This is a genomic window from Lacihabitans soyangensis, from assembly GCF_024343775.1.
Classification (GTDB): domain Bacteria; phylum Bacteroidota; class Bacteroidia; order Cytophagales; family Spirosomataceae; genus Leadbetterella; species Leadbetterella soyangensis.
Map to the genome: position 1 here is coordinate 112,204 of NZ_RJUF01000195.1, position 19,677 is coordinate 131,880.

Annotated in this window: 17 protein-coding genes; 16 read left to right on the top strand and 1 reads right to left on the bottom strand. The window is 38.4% G+C overall.

Going from position 1 to position 19,677, the window contains the following annotated elements:
• The first annotated feature begins 4 nt into the window (after window positions 1-4).
• From EGI31_RS24720 to EGI31_RS24785, 14 genes are all read left to right on the top strand, one after another.
• Window positions 5-454 (top strand): nitrous oxide reductase accessory protein NosL, encoded by a 450-nt coding sequence (locus EGI31_RS24720; protein ID WP_255039885.1) that lies wholly within the window; start codon window positions 5-7, stop codon window positions 452-454.
• The gene (gene nosD / locus EGI31_RS24725) at window positions 451-1,695 is read left to right on the top strand and encodes a nitrous oxide reductase family maturation protein NosD (protein ID WP_255039886.1); all 1,245 of its coding nucleotides are present in this window, start codon (window positions 451-453) and stop codon (window positions 1,693-1,695) included. Before EGI31_RS24720 ends, nosD begins: the two co-directional genes overlap by 4 nt.
• A complete protein-coding gene (locus EGI31_RS24730) occupies window positions 1,696-2,436 on the top strand; it encodes an ABC transporter ATP-binding protein (RefSeq protein WP_310586244.1) in 741 nt (246 codons plus the stop codon). It begins immediately after the preceding gene.
• Window positions 2,433-3,503 (top strand): DUF8744 domain-containing protein, encoded by a 1,071-nt coding sequence (locus tag EGI31_RS24735; protein WP_255039887.1) that lies wholly within the window; start codon window positions 2,433-2,435, stop codon window positions 3,501-3,503. The genes EGI31_RS24730 and EGI31_RS24735 overlap by 4 nt, the downstream gene beginning before the upstream one ends.
• Window positions 3,472-4,239, top strand: a complete 768-nt coding sequence (locus EGI31_RS24740) for an ABC transporter permease subunit (RefSeq protein WP_255039888.1) — start codon at window positions 3,472-3,474, stop codon at window positions 4,237-4,239. Before EGI31_RS24735 ends, EGI31_RS24740 begins: the two co-directional genes overlap by 32 nt.
• Before the next feature lie 24 nt (window positions 4,240-4,263).
• Entirely contained in the window at window positions 4,264-4,803 is a 540-nt protein-coding gene (locus tag EGI31_RS24745) for a fasciclin domain-containing protein (RefSeq protein ID WP_255039889.1), read from the top strand.
• Window positions 4,804-4,922: 119 nt separating this feature from the next.
• Window positions 4,923-5,315, top strand: coding sequence for a hypothetical protein (locus tag EGI31_RS24750; RefSeq protein ID WP_255039890.1), 393 nt, complete (start codon window positions 4,923-4,925; stop codon window positions 5,313-5,315).
• 139 nt (window positions 5,316-5,454) lie between these two features.
• Window positions 5,455-6,240, top strand: a complete 786-nt coding sequence (locus EGI31_RS24755; RefSeq protein WP_255039891.1) for an MbnP family protein — start codon at window positions 5,455-5,457, stop codon at window positions 6,238-6,240.
• A 6-nt stretch (window positions 6,241-6,246) separates the two neighbouring features.
• The gene (locus tag EGI31_RS24760) at window positions 6,247-7,293 is read left to right on the top strand and encodes a cytochrome-c peroxidase (protein WP_255039892.1); all 1,047 of its coding nucleotides are present in this window, start codon (window positions 6,247-6,249) and stop codon (window positions 7,291-7,293) included.
• A 17-nt stretch (window positions 7,294-7,310) separates the two neighbouring features.
• Window positions 7,311-7,553, top strand: coding sequence for a YHS domain-containing protein (locus EGI31_RS24765; protein ID WP_255039893.1), 243 nt, complete (start codon window positions 7,311-7,313; stop codon window positions 7,551-7,553).
• The gene (locus tag EGI31_RS24770) at window positions 7,550-8,641 is read left to right on the top strand and encodes a PepSY-associated TM helix domain-containing protein (protein ID WP_255039894.1); all 1,092 of its coding nucleotides are present in this window, start codon (window positions 7,550-7,552) and stop codon (window positions 8,639-8,641) included. Before EGI31_RS24765 ends, EGI31_RS24770 begins: the two co-directional genes overlap by 4 nt.
• A complete protein-coding gene (locus EGI31_RS24775) occupies window positions 8,638-9,432 on the top strand; it encodes a DUF4198 domain-containing protein (RefSeq protein WP_255039895.1) in 795 nt (264 codons plus the stop codon). The genes EGI31_RS24770 and EGI31_RS24775 overlap by 4 nt, the downstream gene beginning before the upstream one ends.
• A 4-nt stretch (window positions 9,433-9,436) precedes the next feature.
• Window positions 9,437-9,991, top strand: coding sequence for a DinB family protein (locus tag EGI31_RS24780; RefSeq protein ID WP_255039896.1), 555 nt, complete (start codon window positions 9,437-9,439; stop codon window positions 9,989-9,991).
• A gap of 5 nt (window positions 9,992-9,996) precedes the next feature.
• Window positions 9,997-10,899 carry a hypothetical protein gene (locus EGI31_RS24785; RefSeq protein WP_255039897.1) on the top strand — a complete coding sequence of 301 codons (903 nt, stop codon included), beginning with the start codon at window positions 9,997-9,999 and terminating at the stop codon, window positions 10,897-10,899.
• 35 nt (window positions 10,900-10,934) lie between these two features.
• Here EGI31_RS24785 and EGI31_RS24790 read toward each other — a convergent pair whose 3' ends face one another.
• Window positions 10,935-14,144, bottom strand: coding sequence for a VCBS repeat-containing protein (locus EGI31_RS24790; RefSeq protein ID WP_255039899.1), 3,210 nt, complete (start codon window positions 14,142-14,144; stop codon window positions 10,935-10,937).
• A 368-nt stretch (window positions 14,145-14,512) separates the two neighbouring features.
• On the opposite strand from EGI31_RS24790, the gene EGI31_RS24795 reads away from it, so the two are divergent.
• On the top strand, window positions 14,513-17,641 hold the full coding sequence (locus tag EGI31_RS24795) for a SusC/RagA family TonB-linked outer membrane protein (RefSeq protein ID WP_255039900.1): 3,129 nt from the start codon (window positions 14,513-14,515) through the stop codon (window positions 17,639-17,641).
• Window positions 17,642-17,662: 21 nt separating this feature from the next.
• Complete coding sequence (locus EGI31_RS24800; RefSeq protein WP_255039901.1) at window positions 17,663-19,210, top strand: RagB/SusD family nutrient uptake outer membrane protein; 1,548 nt, start codon at window positions 17,663-17,665, stop codon at window positions 19,208-19,210.
• Window positions 19,211-19,677 lie beyond the last annotated feature (467 nt).

The window sequence follows — 19,677 nt, forward strand, 5'->3', positions numbered from 1 at the left end:
TTTTATGAAAACTTACATTATCAATAGAGTCTTAATTTTTATAGCCTTCTTCTCATTTTCAGCTTGTTCTTTCGAAACTGAACCTATCAATTATGGAAAAGAAAACTGTGCTTTTTGCAAAATGACAATCATGGACAAGCAATTTGGAACAGAACTCGTAACCCTAAAAGGCAAAGTATTCAAGTTTGATGACCTTAGCTGTATGTCAAAATACATGAAAACCGCCGAATTACACGAGGCTGATTGCAAACATGTGGTAGTAAACAACTACGAAAAACCCGGAGAATTCATCGATTACAACAAAACTTTTTTTGTTCAAGCAGAAAATCTTCAAAGTCCTATGCTAGGAAATATTGCTGCTTTTGATAACGAGGTATCCCTGCAGGAATTTATATCTACTGACAGCACAGCAAAAAATATTACATGGACAGGCATAAAAAACCTTTATAAATGAAAACGCTATTCACGTTCTGTTTATTTATATTAAGCTTTGAAGCTTTCTCTTATAATTGGCCTGTAAAAACTGTTCAGGAATTGCAAAAGGCACTGTTTGAATCTAAAACCAATGATACCATTTTGGTGGCAAAAGGAAATTACAAAGTTTTGAATCTAGAAATCACCAAACCTTTAGTGATAATCGGGCAAAACCAACCGGTTTTGGATGCTCAATTTAAAGGCGAAATTTTTATCGTTAAATCAAACGATGTGTCCATTTCTGGGTTCAAATTCTTGAACGTTGGAGAAACCAGTATGATAGATTGGGCCGGTGTAAAAATACTGGAATCAGAAAATGTGAAAGTTTTCAAAAATGAGTTTATAAACTGTTATTTCGGCGTTTATCTTTCCGCATCTAACAAATGTTTGATAGAAAACAACCGAATAATAGGTACTCCCAAAGAAGAACAAACCACTGGAAACGGCATTCACGCCTGGAAATGCGACAGTATAAATATTTTCAACAATTATATAGAAGGTCACCGCGATGGCATTTACTTCGAATTCGTTACTAACTCACTTATTAAAAACAACTTATCAACCAAAAACATACGGTACGGATTACATTTTATGTTTTCTCATTACGATACTTACACTCATAATATTTTCAAGAAAAATGGAGCTGGCGTGGCCGTAATGTACACCAAACACGTCACTATGAAAGACAATTTTTTTGATAGCAATTGGGGTGGGTCGGCCTATGGTATATTGTTAAAAGACATTTCTGACAGTGACATTGAACATAATTTGTTCAATTCCAATACGGTAGGTGTATACATGGAGGGCTGTAGTAGATTAAAAATGCAAGAAAATGTTTTTCGAAAAAACGGTGTAGGACTTAGAATCCAAGCCAACTGCGACGAAAACAACATTCATCACAACAATTTCATGGCCAACACTTTTGATATCGCCACCAACGGATCGGTGACATTTAACTATCTCAACGACAACTATTGGGACAAATACGAAGGCTATGACCTCAACCACGACGGCAAAGGCGATATTTTGTATAGGCCCGTAAGTTTGTTTTCGACCCTAATAGAGCGTATGCCACAGGCTATGATTTTGTTGAGGAGTTTTACAGCAACCTTGCTGGATAAAATAGAAAAAATAATACCCAGCCTAACGCCTGAAAACCTGAAAGACGATAGCCCAAGTATGAAACCAAATGCCATAAAAGCGTTCAATTTTAAAGTGTAAATGATGATAAAGTTCGAAAATATAAACAAGTCTTTCGGCAAATTGGAAGTACTTCAAAACATCTCTTTAAATTTTGAGATGGGTCAATCTATAGCCATTTTGGGACCCAACGGCTCCGGAAAAACCACGCTGATAAAATCGCTTTTGGGTATGGTTATTCCTGATTCTGGACAAATACTTTTTGATGGAAAAAACATAAAAAATGAGTTTGCTTATCGAAGCGAAATTGGATATATGCCACAAATAGGTAACTACCCGCCCAATCTGAAAATCGCCCAACTGATAGACATGATGAAAGACATCAGAAAAGGCAAAAAAGAGGGAATTATTATAGACGAAGAAATAATAGCACTCTTCAAACTCGAGGAAATGTACCAAAAACCGCTCGGAACACTATCTGGCGGCACAAAACAAAAGGTAAGTGCAGCCCTGGCGTTTTTGTTTGACCCAAAAGTTTTGATTTTGGACGAACCCACCGCGGGACTAGACCCACTGGCAAGTGAGCTGCTGAAAAGTAAAATTTTGGAAGAAAAAAGGAAAGGCAAATTGATCATTATCACCTCACATATCATGGCAGACTTGGAGGAACTGTCCACCCATGTGGTGTATATGCAAGATAGCCGCTTACGACTTTTTAAAGAAATGGAAGCATTAAAAGAGGAATTTGGTGAAGACCGTTTGAGCAAAATCATTGCTCAAATAATGCAGAATAGTAAAAAAAAAACTGAGCTAGTTAAATGAAATCGCCATTTGTTTACATATTGCCATTGGCTATCCTATCCCTTATTCTGGGTATCTGGGGAGGCTGGGTACGTATGGGTTGGGCAATTCAAATTCCTTCAGCTATACCAATAAGCCAACACGGTATTTTTATGGTGGGCGGCTTTTTGGGAACTCTTGTAAGCCTTGAACGGGTAGCGACACTTCATAAAACAATTCTACTGGGCATTCCGCTCATGTTTGGTTTAAGCATACCTTTCTTTTTGTTTGACCTCCCAAACATAAGCTACCTTCTGTTGATATCGGGCAGCATTGGGTACTTGGGTGTTTGTGTTTATAACTACAAAAAATATAAAAGCGAAGGCGACCTATTGCTTTTGGCTGGAGCTACGTTTCAGATATTGGGGCATTTTGCACTTTCTAAAACAAACTCTTACCCCATTGCTTTTGCAGCATGGATGTTATTTTTACTATTTACGATAGTAGGTGAGCGACTAGAATTAACTAGATTTTTACCCAAAGGAAAATTCCAAAAAATAGAGCTTTATTTCTGGTTATTTCTTGTGATGTTCACCTCTGCTTTGTATCATTTTGGAACTGCTAAAATTCTAAGCTTAAGCCTTTTTGGATTGTCCCAATGGCTTATCAGAAACGATATAGCTCTTTTAAATATCAAAAAACAGAATAGCTATAAATTTTTAGGATTCAGCCTTCTTACGGCATTTGCATGGTTGGCAATAACCGGAATCATTGGTTTCTTATCAGGGCCATTTCTTTACGATGCCCTGCTTCATGCCTTTTTCATTGGTTTTGTTCTAAACATGATTTTGGCCCATGCCCCCATTATTTTTCCAGCACTATTAAAAATCAATCATAAACCTTTCCATCCAACATATTACCTATGGCTATTTATTTTAAACCTCAGTTTAGGTTTGAGAATAATCGGGGATTTTCAAGAAAATTCAGATTGGAGATTATTCGGAGGGATTTTTAATGGCATCGCTTTTATAGCCTACCTTTTGAATGTGGCATTTTTAATATTAAAAAAACAATTGTATGCAAAAAACGATCAAATACGTAGTATATGACATCATTCGCAACAGGTTTGTGATGGGTTATACCTTATTGCTTCTGCTGTTGAGCGTGAGTTTTTTTTGGTTTGAAGCAGACCCCAACAAAGGACTTTTGAGCCTTTTGAACATTATATTGATGGTCATTCCATTGGTCAGTGTCATATTTTCAACCATCCATTTTTATAATTCTTACGAATTTATAGAGCTCCTTTCTGCCCAACCCATGAGCCGCCGCACCATTTATTTTAGTCAATTTCTAGGGCTTTGTTTTTCGCTCGGAATGGCCTTTTTGATTGGCGTTGGCCTGCCCACCTTAATTTTTGATGGCTCCATGAGGGGCTTAACTTTGGTTTCTGGCGGACTATTGATTACCCTCACCTTCGTCGCTATAGCATTCTTGGCATCAGTCATCACCAAAGACAAAGCAAAAGCCATTGGCGTGGCATTGGCTGTTTGGTTTTATCTCTGCATCCTCTACGACGGCATGGTGCTGATGGTGTTGGTCAACATGGCGGACTATCCCATGGAAAAAGCTTCACTCGTGTTTTCGGCACTCAATCCGATGGATTTGGCCAGGATTTTAGTACTCATGCAGTTGGACGTATCGGCACTTATGGGTATAACAGGAGCCGTCTTTCAGAATTTTTTCAGCTCTACTTGGGGCGTATTTATATCTTTTGTTTTATTGTTATTGTGGGTAATTACCCCCGTATTTTTTGGATATCGAATTTTTAGTAAAAAAGACTTATAATCAAACCTTTAAAATTTATTTATCATGAAATCAGTACTTTATGTTTTGTTCTTTGTTGTCTTAATGGCATCTTGTACATCTGGTGAAACCGCCACTACAGCATCAACTGATGAGGTGGCTTTAAGTGGTCAAGAAGGTGTCAAAGACGATGAATCCCAAAAAGACGTGGTAAAAGTGGCCATTGCCTCGCCAGATCATACTACTTTGGTAACGGCCGTAACAGCTGCTGACTTGGTGACCTCACTCTCCAATGCTGGGCCATTTACGGTTTTTGCTCCTACCAATGCGGCCTTTGAAAAACTTCCTAAAGGAACAGTTGAGGATCTTTTGAAACCCGAAAATAAAAGCAAATTAGAGACCATTCTGCAGCACCATGTGATGACCTCAGCTTTAGCGGCTGACTTTTTCCAAGATGGGCAATCGATGGGCATGGTGGACGGTAGCAACGTGACTTTCACCGTAAAGGACGGAGCAACTTATGTAGATGGTAACAAGATTCTTGGCTCAGTAAAAGCCTCAAATGGCTGGGTACATGTGATAGACACCGTTATTCTTCCAAAATAAAATATTTAAGCCAAAGGTGAGTTTTTCGCCTTTGGCTGATTTGCAAAACTCCACGAATATCGCTTTTATGATATTCGTCAATACAATTTCTAAAAACTCGGATTACATTTGTGTCAAATATGGACTTGATAAAAAAAATAACGGGGGGCGTTTTGCTTATTACCATAACATTTAAGATGTTGATGGCTCCGCTTATTTTTGCCGATTATGAACTCCGCAAAGACTTCATTATCAAGAATTATTGTGTTAACAAAAGCCGACCAGAATTGCACTGCGACGGTAAATGTTATTTGGCCAAACAACTTGAAAAGGCCGAACAAGAAGACCAAAAACAAGCTACAGGAAACTTCATCACTAAACTGCTTTCGTTCGAATCCGAGATAAAAACCAATCTTTTCACAGATTTTTTTCTTCAAAAACCCTTCTTGGTAAAGGAAAATCCAAATTTCATTTACTCAGAATTCTTCTCTTCAAAAAACGCTTTTTCATTTTTTCATCCTCCGCAGGTATAATTTTTTAAGATAAATTTTTTGTTATCATCAATCATAGTGGAATTGTCAATAGCATAATCCATTAATGATTAATGACTTTGTTTTCTATCCAAGTCATTGCATATTCTTATTTGTTAAAAAAAATTATATTTCAAAAAAAATGAAAAAAATAGCATTTGCTTTAGTTTTAGGTATTTCTGTGTTTTTTGCGGCCTGTGAAACTTCTGATATCAATCCAAACGATAAAAATAGTGTAAGTCTTTACTTTGAAAACTTGGTGGGTACTGACCCTGTGGTATTAAATACAAAGACTTACACCAATGCCTCGAGTGAAGATTTTACCATTTCTACTTTCAACTACTTTGTTAGCAATATTAGCCTCAAAAAGTCTGATGGCACGGAGTTAAAGTTTGCAGATAAATATTTCTTGGTTAAGCAATCGGTTGAATCTAGCCATACGATTACCTTGCCAGATGTTCCAGCTGGTGATTACACCTCTGTGTCATTTATGGTAGGTGTAGACAGTGCCAAATCTGTATCAGATGTTTCACAAAGGACGGGCGTACTTGACCCAGCCTCCTACGGAACCGACAACATGTATTGGTCATGGAACTCGGGTTATATTTTCTTCAAAATGGAAGGGAAATCGGCAAAATCTACCAATGCGGCCAAGGATTACAAGTTTCATATTGGTGGATTCGGTGGAATGACTGCTAAGACGGCAAACAACCTTCGGACTGTTACCCTTACCATGGCCGACCTTGCTAAAGTGAGAAAAAATATTGCACCAGAAGTTCACTTGGCTATAGATGTCCAAAAAGTGTTTAAATCAACACTTAAAATAGCAGAAAGTAATACCATCATGAACCCAACCTTGGGTACTGCTGTAGCGAACAACTACAAAGACATGTTTGCGGTAGAACACGTTCATAACGACGAAATGTAAGCCGAAATGAAGTTGAAGTTAGGAATTGTACTTGTTATTTCCATATTACTTTGGGGTTGTTCTAAAGAAGAAACTACCGAACCCGATACTCCTTTGGTATTATTCGAAAAGCCGAGTACTTTTCCTAATACTTCTTACAAAATGGAATCCAACCCCATCACTGAGGATGGATTCTTATTGGGTAAAAAAATATTTTTTGACGGTAAACTCTCGCGAGACGGGACCATTTCGTGTGCCGAATGTCATAACCAACCTTACGCATTTACGCATCATGGGCATGCACAAAGCCACGGTATCGATGGCCTGGTAGGTCCAAGAAATGCACCCGCATTGCAGAATTTGGCATGGGGGAAGACTTTCTTTTGGGATGGCGGAGTATTTGACCTAGACCTTTTTTCTTTGGCTCCGATAGAAAATCCGGTGGAAATGGACGAGCAGATAGGTAATGTTCTAGAAAAACTTAGGAAAGACGTCACCTATCCGCCGATGTTCAAAAAAGCTTTTGGAACTGAGGATATAACGACGGAAAGGTTTCTAAAATCGCTCTCGCAATTTATGCTCACTTTGGTTTCAGCCAACTCCAAATACGACCTATACAAAGCGGGTAAAGCCAGCTTCAGTGCAGATGAAAAGGCCGGGCTAACACTTTTCAACGAAAAAGGTTGTGCCAGTTGTCACCCTGAGCCACTGTTCACCGATGAGTCTTTTAGGTCAAACGGACTACCGACAGACTTTTTCAGGAATTTTGTAGATACGGGTAGATACAGAATAACCGAACTCAAAGAAGACAAGTACAAGTTCAAAGTACCGAGCCTGAGAAATATTGAATATACCTTCCCTTACATGCACGATGGGCGTTTTATAAGTTTAGAAGACGTTCTGGACCACTATGCCGATGGCAACATGGCAAACTTAGAGACGCTTGACCCTATTTTCAAGCAAAATACAAAAATAGGAATCGCTCTTAATCAAAAGGAGAAAAGCCAAATCATTGCCTTTCTGAAAACACTTACTGATGAGTCGTTTTTGAAAGACAAAAGGTTTGTACCATAATTAAACATCAAATAAATATGAAAAGAGTAATTTTAATCTTCAGTGTTCTTGTAAGTATTCAAGCCATAGCTTTTCAGCAAGAACCTAAGAAAGAGAAGTCTGAAACTTTAGCCAAAAATGGCACAGATCCAGTTTGCAAAATGACTGTAAAAAAAGGAACAAAACTGGTTTCAAATCATAAAGAAAGACAATACGGTTTTTGTAGCAAAATGTGCAAAGAATCTTTTGAAAAACATCCTGAGAAATTTGTAAAAAATTGAGAAAGAATCAATTATTAAGACTGATATATAGCCTCCACAAATGGTTTGGCCTTGTCACAGGATTTTTCCTGTTGATTTATGGCCTTAGTGGCTCTATATTGGTTTACAAAGACCAGTTGGAAGAGTTTTTTTACCAAAAACCGATAGTATCGGATAAAAAGCCGCTTTCGTTGGACAGTATTTACAAAATCATAACGGATAAATATACCCATCTGGATGGACTCGCTTGGGTATATCCGAATGCTGACAAAAATCTGCCCTATCATTTCAGGCTTTATTTAAATGATGCAAGGTTGATCTCTTATGATTTGGGTGCCTTAACCATCAATCAGTTCACTGGAGAAATCCTACGACACGGTAGAGGCGATGACCTCGAAGTGGGCTGGATAGAGTGGATTTTCCAACTGCATTTTTCCTTGCATCTTGGTATGCCAGGGGCGGCACTTTCGGCCATTTTTGGGCTGACAATGCTCATTTCTATCATCACGGGTTTTATAGTTTACCGAAAATCCATTTGGAAAGTCCTGACTTTCAAAATAAAACTCAAAAGTAAAAACTGGAGGACATTCTCATCTGATTTGCATAGAATTGTGGGCGTTTGGTCTTTGTTTTTCAATGCCATCATATTTTTTACGGGTTTTTGGATGAATCTTTTTGCATTTGAAAAAGAAACTTGGGACAAAGAAACGATTCCGACTCCTAAAAATACCTTGGCCAAAATGTCCTTCGACAAAATGTTTGCCCAAGCCCGTCAGATTCATCCAGACTTAGAACCTGGTTATGTCTATTTTCCAACTCAACCGGAGAGAAAATTTAGCATCAGGGGCAACATAAAAGGCCAAAACGAAATATTTGCGGGCGGAAACTCAATAGTATTTGATGCCCAAAATGGCGAATTGCTTAAGATTGGCACTTTCGATCAGCTTGCTTTTACCGACAAACTAGAAGCCTTTGCTTTTCCATTACATGTGGGTAATTTTGGCGGACACTTACTTAAAATATTTTACATCATCATCGGACTAACACCTGGTTTATTGGCCATTACTGGCTTTTTGCTTTGGTATAGACGAAAAATCAAACGAACATGAGAAAAAAACTGACGCTAATTTTTGCATTATTCTTTACTGGACTATTCGCACATGAATTTTGGCTGATGCCGAGCAAATTCAGACTGGCAGTAAACGAAACCATAGACTTACGCTTGTATGTAGGTGAGGATTTCACCGGTGAAATATGGGCCAACAGAATCAAAAGGCTCTTGAATTTAAAAATTCACTCCAAATCAGGAATAAGAGACTTAACGAATCAAGCAATTCAAAGTGACTCTCTGCCGATTCCAGTAAAATTTACTACGGAAGGAACTCACCTATTGAGCATGGCTTCTAAAAACTCATTTATTGGACTTGAAGCAGACAAATTCAATGATTATCTGGAGGAAGATGGCATTGAGAACATTTATGAGCTGAGAAAGAAAAACGGCCAAATCAATAAAGCTTCGAGGGAATTTTATAGCCGCTGTGCCAAATCAATAGTACAAGTTGGAAACAAAACCGACGATTCATACAAAAAAAATACTGGAATGCCTCTGGAAATCATTGCCTTGAAAAATCCTTACCTGCTGAAAGTCGGTCAAGAAATGCAAGTAAAAGTATTGTATAAAAATCAGCCGTTTGCCAACAAAATGATACTGGCTTGGCACAAAACCGATACCCAAAAAACCACCCATCAAAAGCTTAGAACTGACAAAAACGGAGTTTTGACCCTGATTCTCGACAAAAATGGATATTGGATGATCAGCACTGTACACATGATAGAACTTAAAAACAACCCTGAGGCCGACTACCAAAGTTATTGGGGAAATTTGACTTTTGAACTTTAATAAAATGAATATTAACAGAAAAACTGCATTAAAGACACTGGCATTGAGTGCTTTAGGTCTTCCAAGTTTAGCCAACAAGAAAAAGGCCAAAAACGAATTTTCTCAACAGTTTGCGTCTGCTTGGAAAAGTTCGGAAAGCTATACTTTGCGGTTATATAATCAAATGCCTGAAGATAAGTTAGATTGGAAATATACTCCAGAATCTTTCTCTTGGAGAACGCAATTTGTGCATTGCATCACTTTCAACACAGCCCAACTTTGTGGAAGACTGAAAATAGAAAATCCCACAGAAGCTAAAAGCAAAATAAAGGATTATTGGAAAACGCTTTCGAAGGCCGACCTTGAAAAAGAGATTAAAGAATTCTACGCTTGGGTGGGCAAAATAGCTACCGAAACTTCACTCGAAAGACTCGAAAAAATGGAACCTTATGCTGGTGAGGATATCCCAATTTGGAGATTATTTTATGCTCTAGAAAATCACATCATTCACCACAGAGGCCAAGCCATTTGTTATTTAAGACTCAACAATATCACCCCAATCGGTTACATAGGTTGGTAGTTATCATGAAAAAACTCGTATTTTTATTCTCTATATTATTCTCACTAAATACCTCAGCTTGTGATGTTTGCGGCTGCGGAAATGGTTCGTCTTTTTTTGGAATCTTACCCCAATCGCACTTTAAATTTGGTGGCCTTAGATATCAAACCAAGACTTTTGATTCGCATTTCACAAGTAATTTGCTAAAAACCGAAGAAAATTTTCAGTCCATAGAACCTTGGCTCAGGCTATATCCAATCAAAAAAACGCAACTGATTTTGATGGGTTCTGTACAATCTAACACCCAAACCATCATGGCCTCTGGCGAAAGAAAAACACTTTCGGGAATTGGTGACGTATCAGCTTTGGCACATTACAATGTGGTCAATACTTTTTTTGATAGTACGGCACATAAACTAGATCATATTTGGCTATTGGGTGGAGGAATAAAACTTCCTACGGGCAAATTTGACTATACAATGAGCCAAGACGAGGTGGCCAATCCAAACTTCCAATTGGGCACAGGCTCTGTGGATTATATCATCAACAGCATTTATACCGTCAGAAAGAATAATATTGGACTAAACTTGGACCTCAGTTATAAAATAAACGGAACCAACAAAAACAACTACAAATTTGCCAACAAAAGCCGAGCCATAGTGAACGGTTTTATGCAATTAACGGCTGGAGATTTTACATTTTTGCCCAATTTGGGCGTCTTGGGCGAATACAATAGCCACGACAAACAGAACGGTATTGACAACCAATTCTCAGGTGGATACCTTACCACAGCCATGTTAGGGAGCGAAGTTTATTATAAAAAAATAACCGCCGGTTTTTCGCTTCAAAAACCCATAGCCCAAGATCTTTCTGGCTCACAATTGAAGCTCAGAAATAGCTTTATGTGTCATTTGACCTTGTTGTTTTAGTTTGAAAACTAGCCTAAAAACTTTTCAAGAATAATCTATTTCAATGCTCTCTGGGTTTTGTATACCTGTGCTTTCCCAGAATTAAAAAACGTAACCAATGTCTTAGAATCACGGAAAAAGAGGCTTTTTCTGGTATCTCCCAAAAGATTTAGACCTGATTTCTCAAAACTCAAAGACTCAAAATTCCCCTTGCCGTTGCCTATCAAAACCGTTCCGCGAGAGGCGTCTTGGCGTCCTTGATGTGCTTCGTTGGGGTGAAAATTACCCGTGCAGATAATATCAGCAATGCCGTCATGGTTTAAATCATCCACAATGAATGAATAAATAGGCGAAGCCTGCACTTGCCATGGAAGCGGTTTCAGGTCAAAATCTCCCTTACCATTACTCATTGCCATACAGCTCCTCAACTCCTTGACTTCTTTTCTAAGTGCTCCTTTTTTCTCTTCTTCGGTAAACAAATCATCAAACAGTGCTTTTGAATAATCTTTAAAAGTGATGTATTTCCTTCGGAATCCTATAATTTGCAAGTTGAGATTCTCCCTCGGATGCACCGGAACGAGTTTATTTTGCAGATAGTGTCCCATTACTGGGTCAAGTTTTTGGTCATTGTCAAAATCTTTGACCAACATCACCACAGGTTGGTTGGCACTTGCTTTATAAAAAGTATTTAGTCCTTCATTTCCTAATAGAAAATCGTCATGACCATCCTTATTTAAGTCCGAAACTTCCATTGTATTCCACCAGCCTTCGGTATTTTGTTGTTGTTTCAGCGTAAACTTACCTTTAGTATTTTGAAGAATGGTAAGCGGCATCCACTCTCCTATCAAAGCAATATCGGCGAAGCCGTCTTTATTAGTATCGGTAACCACTGCATCGCAAACCATACCCAGATTTCTTAAAAACGGTGCTACTTGAGAGGTTACATCTTTAAACACTCCATTATCATTTCTAAGGATATAACTGCTGGGCTCAGATGGATATTGATTTGGAATCATGCGTCCACCAATGAACAAATCAGGATCATTATCTTTGTCAAAATCAAAAGAAATAATTAACTGACTACTAACGTTAAAAGCTGGCAAATTTGGAGAAAAACTAAACTTTCCCTTGCCATCATTGAGCCAAAGTTGCGGCTGGAAAGCCTCTGGAATATCGAGCGGTCTCTCGCAGCTTCCGCCAGCAAAAACCAAATCTTGGTCGCCATCCTTGTCCACATCAAGGAATGTAAGTGCACCAACTTCCATGTTTTTACTGGTACTTATTTCTTGGGTTTTCGAGAATTGACCTTTAGAATTTTGAATAAAAACCATGGTTTCGCTTCCTCTGTATGCCCCACCAACCACAAAATCTTCTAAACCATCGGCATTGATATCAGCTTTTGCAATAGCGGGTCCAAACTTCGAGAGCATTTTATGTAGAGAGGCCGTTTGATTAAAATCATTAAAGTCTGACTCCAAATGCTGGTAGTCAAATTGGTCCTCTACCAACTGAAACAAGGGCTCTATTTTTTCACTTTTTGAATCTCTAAATGAGGCATCTTTGTATCGAAGCTTCAGGTTCTTTTTTAGGTTTTTCAAGACCTGAGATTTACCATCTGACCAAGTTACAGTCAGCGAGTCGATGGTATTATTTTGACCTAAGCCCACCAAAACCCCTTTTTGTACAGAAGAAAGATAACCTCGCACTGGATAATTTTCAAAAAGCAATAATTTGCCACCAACCCAAGCTTCTATTTTCGCACCAAAACCTGATAGGTTTGACCCACTACCTTCAAAGTCTATTCTAACACTTTTGGTCGTTTTGTTTTCGTTGGTTTTGTTTTTGTAAATCGATGCCTCAGAATCCAGATTGTTGATGATCAAATCCAAATCTCCATCATTGTCAAGGTCGGCGTAGGATGAACCGTTGGAATATGAAAGTTCATCTAATCCCCACTTGGCAGAAACGTCTTCAAACTGTAAATCGCCGGTATTCCTATATGCGTAGTTTTTGAGGGGAATCTCCGGTACTTTTTCTATTAGGCCGGTCCTGTTTTCTTTGCGATAAGCATCAGACCCAAACATGTTGTTGTTACGATAATAGCTTATAAAATCCAGGTCTGTCACATTTTTCCGGTAGCCATTTGAGATAAAAATATCTTTGAAATTGTCATTATCGAAGTCACAAAGCATGGTTCCCCAGCTCCAATCCGTTTTCGCAACTCCCGCCAAAAGGCCGTTTTCGCTAAACTGTGGTATTGTGCCGTCGTTTCCAAGATTTACCTGAAGCATATTTCTCATATATTGCAATTGATACAAATATGGATTCAAAACACTCAGTTCTTTGCGGTCATAGTCTTGCCTACCAAGCATTTGTTTTTGTCTGGCATTTTCTTCGGGCATCATATCTAGCTGAAAGACATCCACTTTACCATCCAAATTTATATCTGCGGCATCTACTCCCATCCCTGACATAGCAGTGTGAGGCATGGCACTTTTCACTACGTTTTCAAACTTGCCGTTGCCTTTATTAAGGTATAGCACGTCAGAACTCATGAAGTCGTTTGAACAATAAATATCCGGAAGTCCATCATTGTTTAGATCTGAAACCACCACACCAAGTCCGAGTCCTTCGTAAGTTACGCCCGCCTCCTCAGAAACATCAACAAAAACAGGATGTCCGTCTTTTAACCCTTCATTTTTATACAATTTGCTAGCGGAAGGATGAGAGCCGTCATTTATAGCCACCCTTTGGTAGCTCGGATTTTGCGTATCAGGAGAGGTATTCAATAAAAAAACATCCAAATCTCCATCGATATCATAGTCAAAAAAGACCGATTGGGTAGAATAACCAACAAAATCAAGTCCGTATTCCGCGGCTTGTTGCTTAAAAGTAGGTGTTTTAGTCCTTTGATTGATAAAAAGGAGATTCTGGGTGTTTTTCAATAACTTATGGTATCCTACAGATATATATAGGTCGTCCCAACCGTCATTATTTATATCTACCACCGAAACGCCGTTGCACCAAGATTGCGTGTTCAGCCCTGCCGAGGTTGTAATATCTTCAAATTTGAAATCTCCTTTATTCAGATAAAGCTTAGAACTCACTTGATTTCCTGTAAAAAAGACATCGCTCAGTCCATCATTGTTAAAATCTCCAACTCCTACACCACCCCCATTATAAAAGTTGGTAAAGGTAAAGGCATTTAAGGAATCCGAGGAAATTATGTCGTTGCTGAAACTAACATTGGTATCCGAAGCTGACATTTTTTCGAACAAGGTGTCGCCATTTCTTTTACATGCGACGAAAAACAATAAACACCCGAAACAGAGGAAAATAGGTTTCATTATTAAAATTTCTAATTAACGATTTATCTATTAATATAATTTTTTAAAGAATTATTGACATTCAAAACAATTTTAGTTCATTTAAAAATAAAAATTGTGATATTATTTTGACCTTTTATTTTTTTGTGTACTTTTGACACATATAATTATGTGTATAATTGACACTTTATTAAGATTTGCAAATATAAAGCATAAAGTATAAACAATCTTTAATAAGTACAATTGACATTTTTTTTGAACCATTAATCTTTAATCATTTATTAACTATTATTCAAACCTTCCAAAAAATGATGGAACACAAACAAATTTCTTTCTTCCCAAAAAACCTATTGAGAAAATCAATAAGGTTATTGTCCATTTTTGTTTTTAGCTTGTTTTCGTTCACAACTCTTCTAGCCCAAGTTAGAGGTGTGGTTAAAAACGAAAATAACGAAGGCCTAGCTGGCGTGAGTGTTGTAGTAAAAGGTTCGTCCACAGGTACGGTAACCAACAACGACGGCAAATACGAGATCAAGGCTTCAAACGGTTCTACGTTGGTGTTCAGTTTCTTGGGCTACAAAAACCAAGAAGTTAAAGTTGGAAATCAGAGCGAAATCAACCTTTCATTAGAAGTTGACGAAAACCTGATGAATGAGATTGTTGTTGTGGGATACGGTACTCAGAAAAAAACCAGTTTGACTGGAGCGGTTTCTTCTATATCTAGCAAAGAACTTAGTGTTCAACCAGTTATAAGTGCTACACAAGCTATGCAAGGTCGTGTTGCTGGTGTATCTGTTGTTAACAGTAGTAGCCCAGGTAATGAACCAACAGTAAGAATCAGAGGGGTAGGTTCAATCAGCCTTAACCCTAATCCACTGTATGTAATAGATGGTATACCCGGTGGTGGATTAAATACTATAGATCCTGCTGATATAGAGTCTATTGAAGTATTGAAAGATGCAAGTGCGGCCGCCATTTATGGTTCTAGAGCTGCCAACGGTGTGGTTTTGATCACTACCAAAAAAGGAAAATCTGGTAAACTTAGCGTAACGCTTGACAACTATGTAGGTACGCAGTCAGTTTGGAAAACCCTTGACCTACTTAACAGTGCAGAGTATATCAAATACGGAACAGCACTACTTACAGCATCTGGACAGGCAGTTCCTGGTCGTTTTACGAACCTAAACACTCCTATTTATGAGGGTGCTACTACTACTTTTGCTCAGACAGAAACCGATTGGCAAGATGTAATGTTCAAAAATTCACCAATTTACAACAGTCAATTGGCGATTTCTGGCGGTTCTGATAAATCGAAATTCTACCTTTCTTTGGGTAATTTTAAGCAAGAAGGTATTTTACCTTATACTGAATACGCTCGTAGAAGTATCAGATTAAACTCTGACCATAATGTAGCCAAATTTTTAACTATCGGTCAAACCATGATGGTATCTAACGACAACAGAATTGGTGAAGGTACAGCAGGTGGCAGAAGCTTGGTAATGAACATCATGCGTATGATACCTTACTGGCCTGTGAGCGACCCTACCAAATTGGGAGGATACAGTACTACAGCCCAAGGTTTGGATGCTACTGACCCTGAAAACCCAATGCGTATAGTGGTTCAAGAACAAAAAGACAGAATAAATCGCTCTTATAAAGTTCTTGGAAGTGTTTTTGCCGAGGTGAAATTCACAAACTGGTTAAAATACAAATTTACGATGGGTGGTGACTATGCTAGTTCAATTTTCAGCTCATTTGTGCCTATTTATAATGATGGAAACCGTAGCAGACCAACAGCCGAAGTTTCGCAAAACAGAGGACAATATTTCTCATCGGTATTCACTAACCAACTGAGCTTTGACAAAACATTTGGCAAACATTTGGTAAGTGCTACCGCGGTGGCTGAAAAGCAAGACGCTCAGTTCAAAAGCATTACTATCAATGGTCAACGTCCTGACAATAATATCAAAGAGGTACAAGGAGCATCTAACATAAGCGGTAATACCTCACTTACAGAAAACACTTTAATCTCTTATGTTGGTCGTCTTAATTATGAGTACGATAGCAAATATTTATTGAGTGCGACCGTTCGACGTGATGGTTCTTCAAAATTTGCTCCTGAGAGAAAATGGGGTACTTTCCCTTCAGTATCAGTGGGTTGGAGACTTAGCGAAGAATCATTTATGAAAGACCTACAGGCAGTTAGTGAGTTAAAACTAAGAGCAAGTGTTGGTTCTACAGGTTATAACTCAATCGGTGACTATGACTGGCAGCCGCTTATCTCAGCAAATAACACCAACTATTCATTTGGTAATGCCTCTCAACTTGCTTCATACTTCAACAGTCTCGGTAATACAGGCCTAAGCTGGGAAGAAACAACTATGAAAAACGTTGGTCTGGATCTTTCATTGTTTAACAACAAAATCACGGTTTCAACAGAGGTTTACTCACGTAAAACTGAAGGTTTATTATTAAGAGTGCCAATTCCTGAGTCACTTGGTTATTCTAATAGCCCGCTGGCCAATGTTGGTAGCATGCAAAACAATGGATTTGAACTTGCTTTAGGCTATCGTTTAGACAAAAAAGACCTGAAGTCTACATTCACGGGTACTTTTGACTTGGTAAGAAATAAAGTATTGAGTTTGGCTACAGCAAATGCAACCATTAACGCAGGAAGCAACGCCGACTTTGGTGGTTTTGATATTACCCGTACAGAAGTAGGTCAGCCTATACAGTCATTCTACGGATGGCAAGTAGCTGGTATTTTCCAAAACGAAGGAGAAATATCTGCTGCAAACGGTGCTGATGGTGATGCAAAAACTCCTTACCAAAACGCTGGTACAAAACCAGGAGATATCAAATTCAGAGATTTGAACGGAGATAACAAAATAGATGCAAACGACAGAACCTACCTTGGAAGCTACTTGCCTAAATTCTCTTATGGTCTAAATTATGCCGGAACTTACAAAAACTTCGACTTTGCAGTATTTTTCCAAGGCGTATACGGCAACAAAGTTTATAACGGAACCAAGGTTATCGGACAAGGTATGTTGAGACTTTTCAATGCAACAACTGATGTTCTTAACGCTTGGACACCAACTAACACTAATACCGACGTTCCTCGTGCTGTAAGTGGTGACCCTAATCAAAACTCAAGAACTTCAGATAGATTCCTAGACAATGGTTCTTACTTGAGATTGAAAAACCTAACAGTGGGTTACACTTTACCATCGAACAAATTGGCTAAAGTGACCAATAATGTATTGACAAAAGCAAGACTATATGTAACAAGCCAAAACTTGCTAACATTTACAAACTACTCTGGCTATGACCCTGAAATCGGCTCTACAGGAGGTAACCTACTCAATGGTGTTGATTATGGTGCATATCCTCAGGCTCGCACAATGACAGTAGGTTTGAATCTTGGTTTTAATTAATTCTAAAATAACATTTAAAAAATGAAAAAAATATTATTTCTGACAGGTGCACGTGGTCTAGCAACCATACTGAGCTGCGACAACTCAGACCTGAACAAAATCAACCCAAACGGGGTAACTTTTGACACGTACTTTACAAACGATGCTGAACTTGTAGCTGGGGTAAATAGTGCCTATGCTCTACTTCAAGGCTTTGGTCTTGGAGCACGTGAGTGGTTTTTCTTACATGATCTTCGTGGTGACGAAATGGCAACTGGTGGTGGCCAGCTCGAAACCCCAAGAAATCAGTTGCTGATAGGTGTAAACGACCCGGGCAATTCCGTAGCCAGAGATGTTTTCACGGGCTGGTTCAGAGTTATTCACCGTGCAAATGTAGTTATTGAAAGTTCTAACAAGACTACGGCATCGTTCTCCGCTAACATCAAAAATCGTGTAGCTGGAGAAGCAAAATTCCTTAGAGCGATGGCTTATTTTGAGCTTGGTACTTTGTGGGGTGGTGTGCCTTTGTATACAGAATATGTTAAATCAGTAGAAGGATCTAAAGGTAGAGCTACTCAACAAGAAGTGTACAAACAGGTAATAGACGACTTAAAAGCTGCCGAAAGTGCTTTGCCTGACACTTATCCAGCAAGTGAAGCTGGTAGAGCTACAAAAGCAGCTGCTCAGGTACTATTGGCAAGAACTTACCTTCAACAGGGAGATTATGCAAGTGCTAAAACAGAATTAGAAAAAGTAGTAAATTCGGGTCGTTACAAAATCGTTGATAACTACCTAGATCTTACTAACGAAGAAGGCGAATTCAATGCAGAGTCAATTTTTGAATTTGTGTTCAGTCCATCAAACGGAGCCTTTAACTGGAGCGGACCAGATGGTGATGGTAACAGTGCACAGGAAGAGACCATCAGAACCCAAGAATATTCTCCAATTGGCTGGAGAAACTTGATTCCTTCGAATAAAATCTTGGCTAATTATGAAAAAACTTCAAAAGGTGATGCCAAAAATGACCCACGTTTTGATATGTCATTCTGGAAAGCCGGAGACAAGTTCAATAACGGCAAGGACGTAATGGATGACAACGCTGTTCAAGGAAACTCATCTACCGTAGATGGTAAAACAATGAAAATCAGCTGGAGAAAATACTCTCTTCTTTACAAATCGAATGCAGGATTTGCCACTAGCGGTATAAACATGAGAGTGATGCGTTACGCTGACGTTTTGTTGATGCTTGCCGAGTGTGAAAACGAACTTGGTAATTCGGCAAAAGCGATTTCGCTTATGAACCAAGTGCGAGCAAGAGCATCCGTGGCAATGCCAGCTTATCCTACTGCTAACTATCCATGTGACTCAAAAGCCAAGGTTTTTGAAGCCTTGCAACACGAACGTTATGTAGAGTTGGCCGCAGAACAAGTTCGTAATCTTGACCTTATTAGATGGAGAAAGAACAAGAAACAAACTGCCGAGCCAATCTCTTACTTTACTGCAAACAAACACGAGTTGTTACCTCTCCCTCAAACAGAGATAGACAACAACCCTAAAATTGAGCAAAAGGACCAAAACCCTGGATACTAACCCCTCGAATTTGGATAGAATAAGATGATTGAATGGAATAGGGCTGTCTTTTGGACAGCCTTATTTTTTTAAGCCAAAGTGGAAAGGTGTTGAACAATTGATTAATAAATTGCGAATAAAAAATCAGAAAACTCCAAGGAACATTCTAGACAAGAATATTTTAAATCGTCTGAAGATAACGCCTTATATTCTAAACTATCCAAAAAACTAAGTTAATAACTACTTGTTTCACCAACATGGATATATTCAAAAAGCCCGAATCAGTCGATAGAATTTCGCCAATATGGATATTGAGCTGAAAGATTTCAATTTGCACTTTTCAAGAAAAATATACACTTAGATAGGAATAAAATAATTTTTACAATAAAATAAATTTGATTCTATCATTCTGAGTGAAAAAGTCCCTAATTTAGTACAAAACAAAACCTGTAGATTTAATTGTAGGTTAAAACATTTCATTAACATAA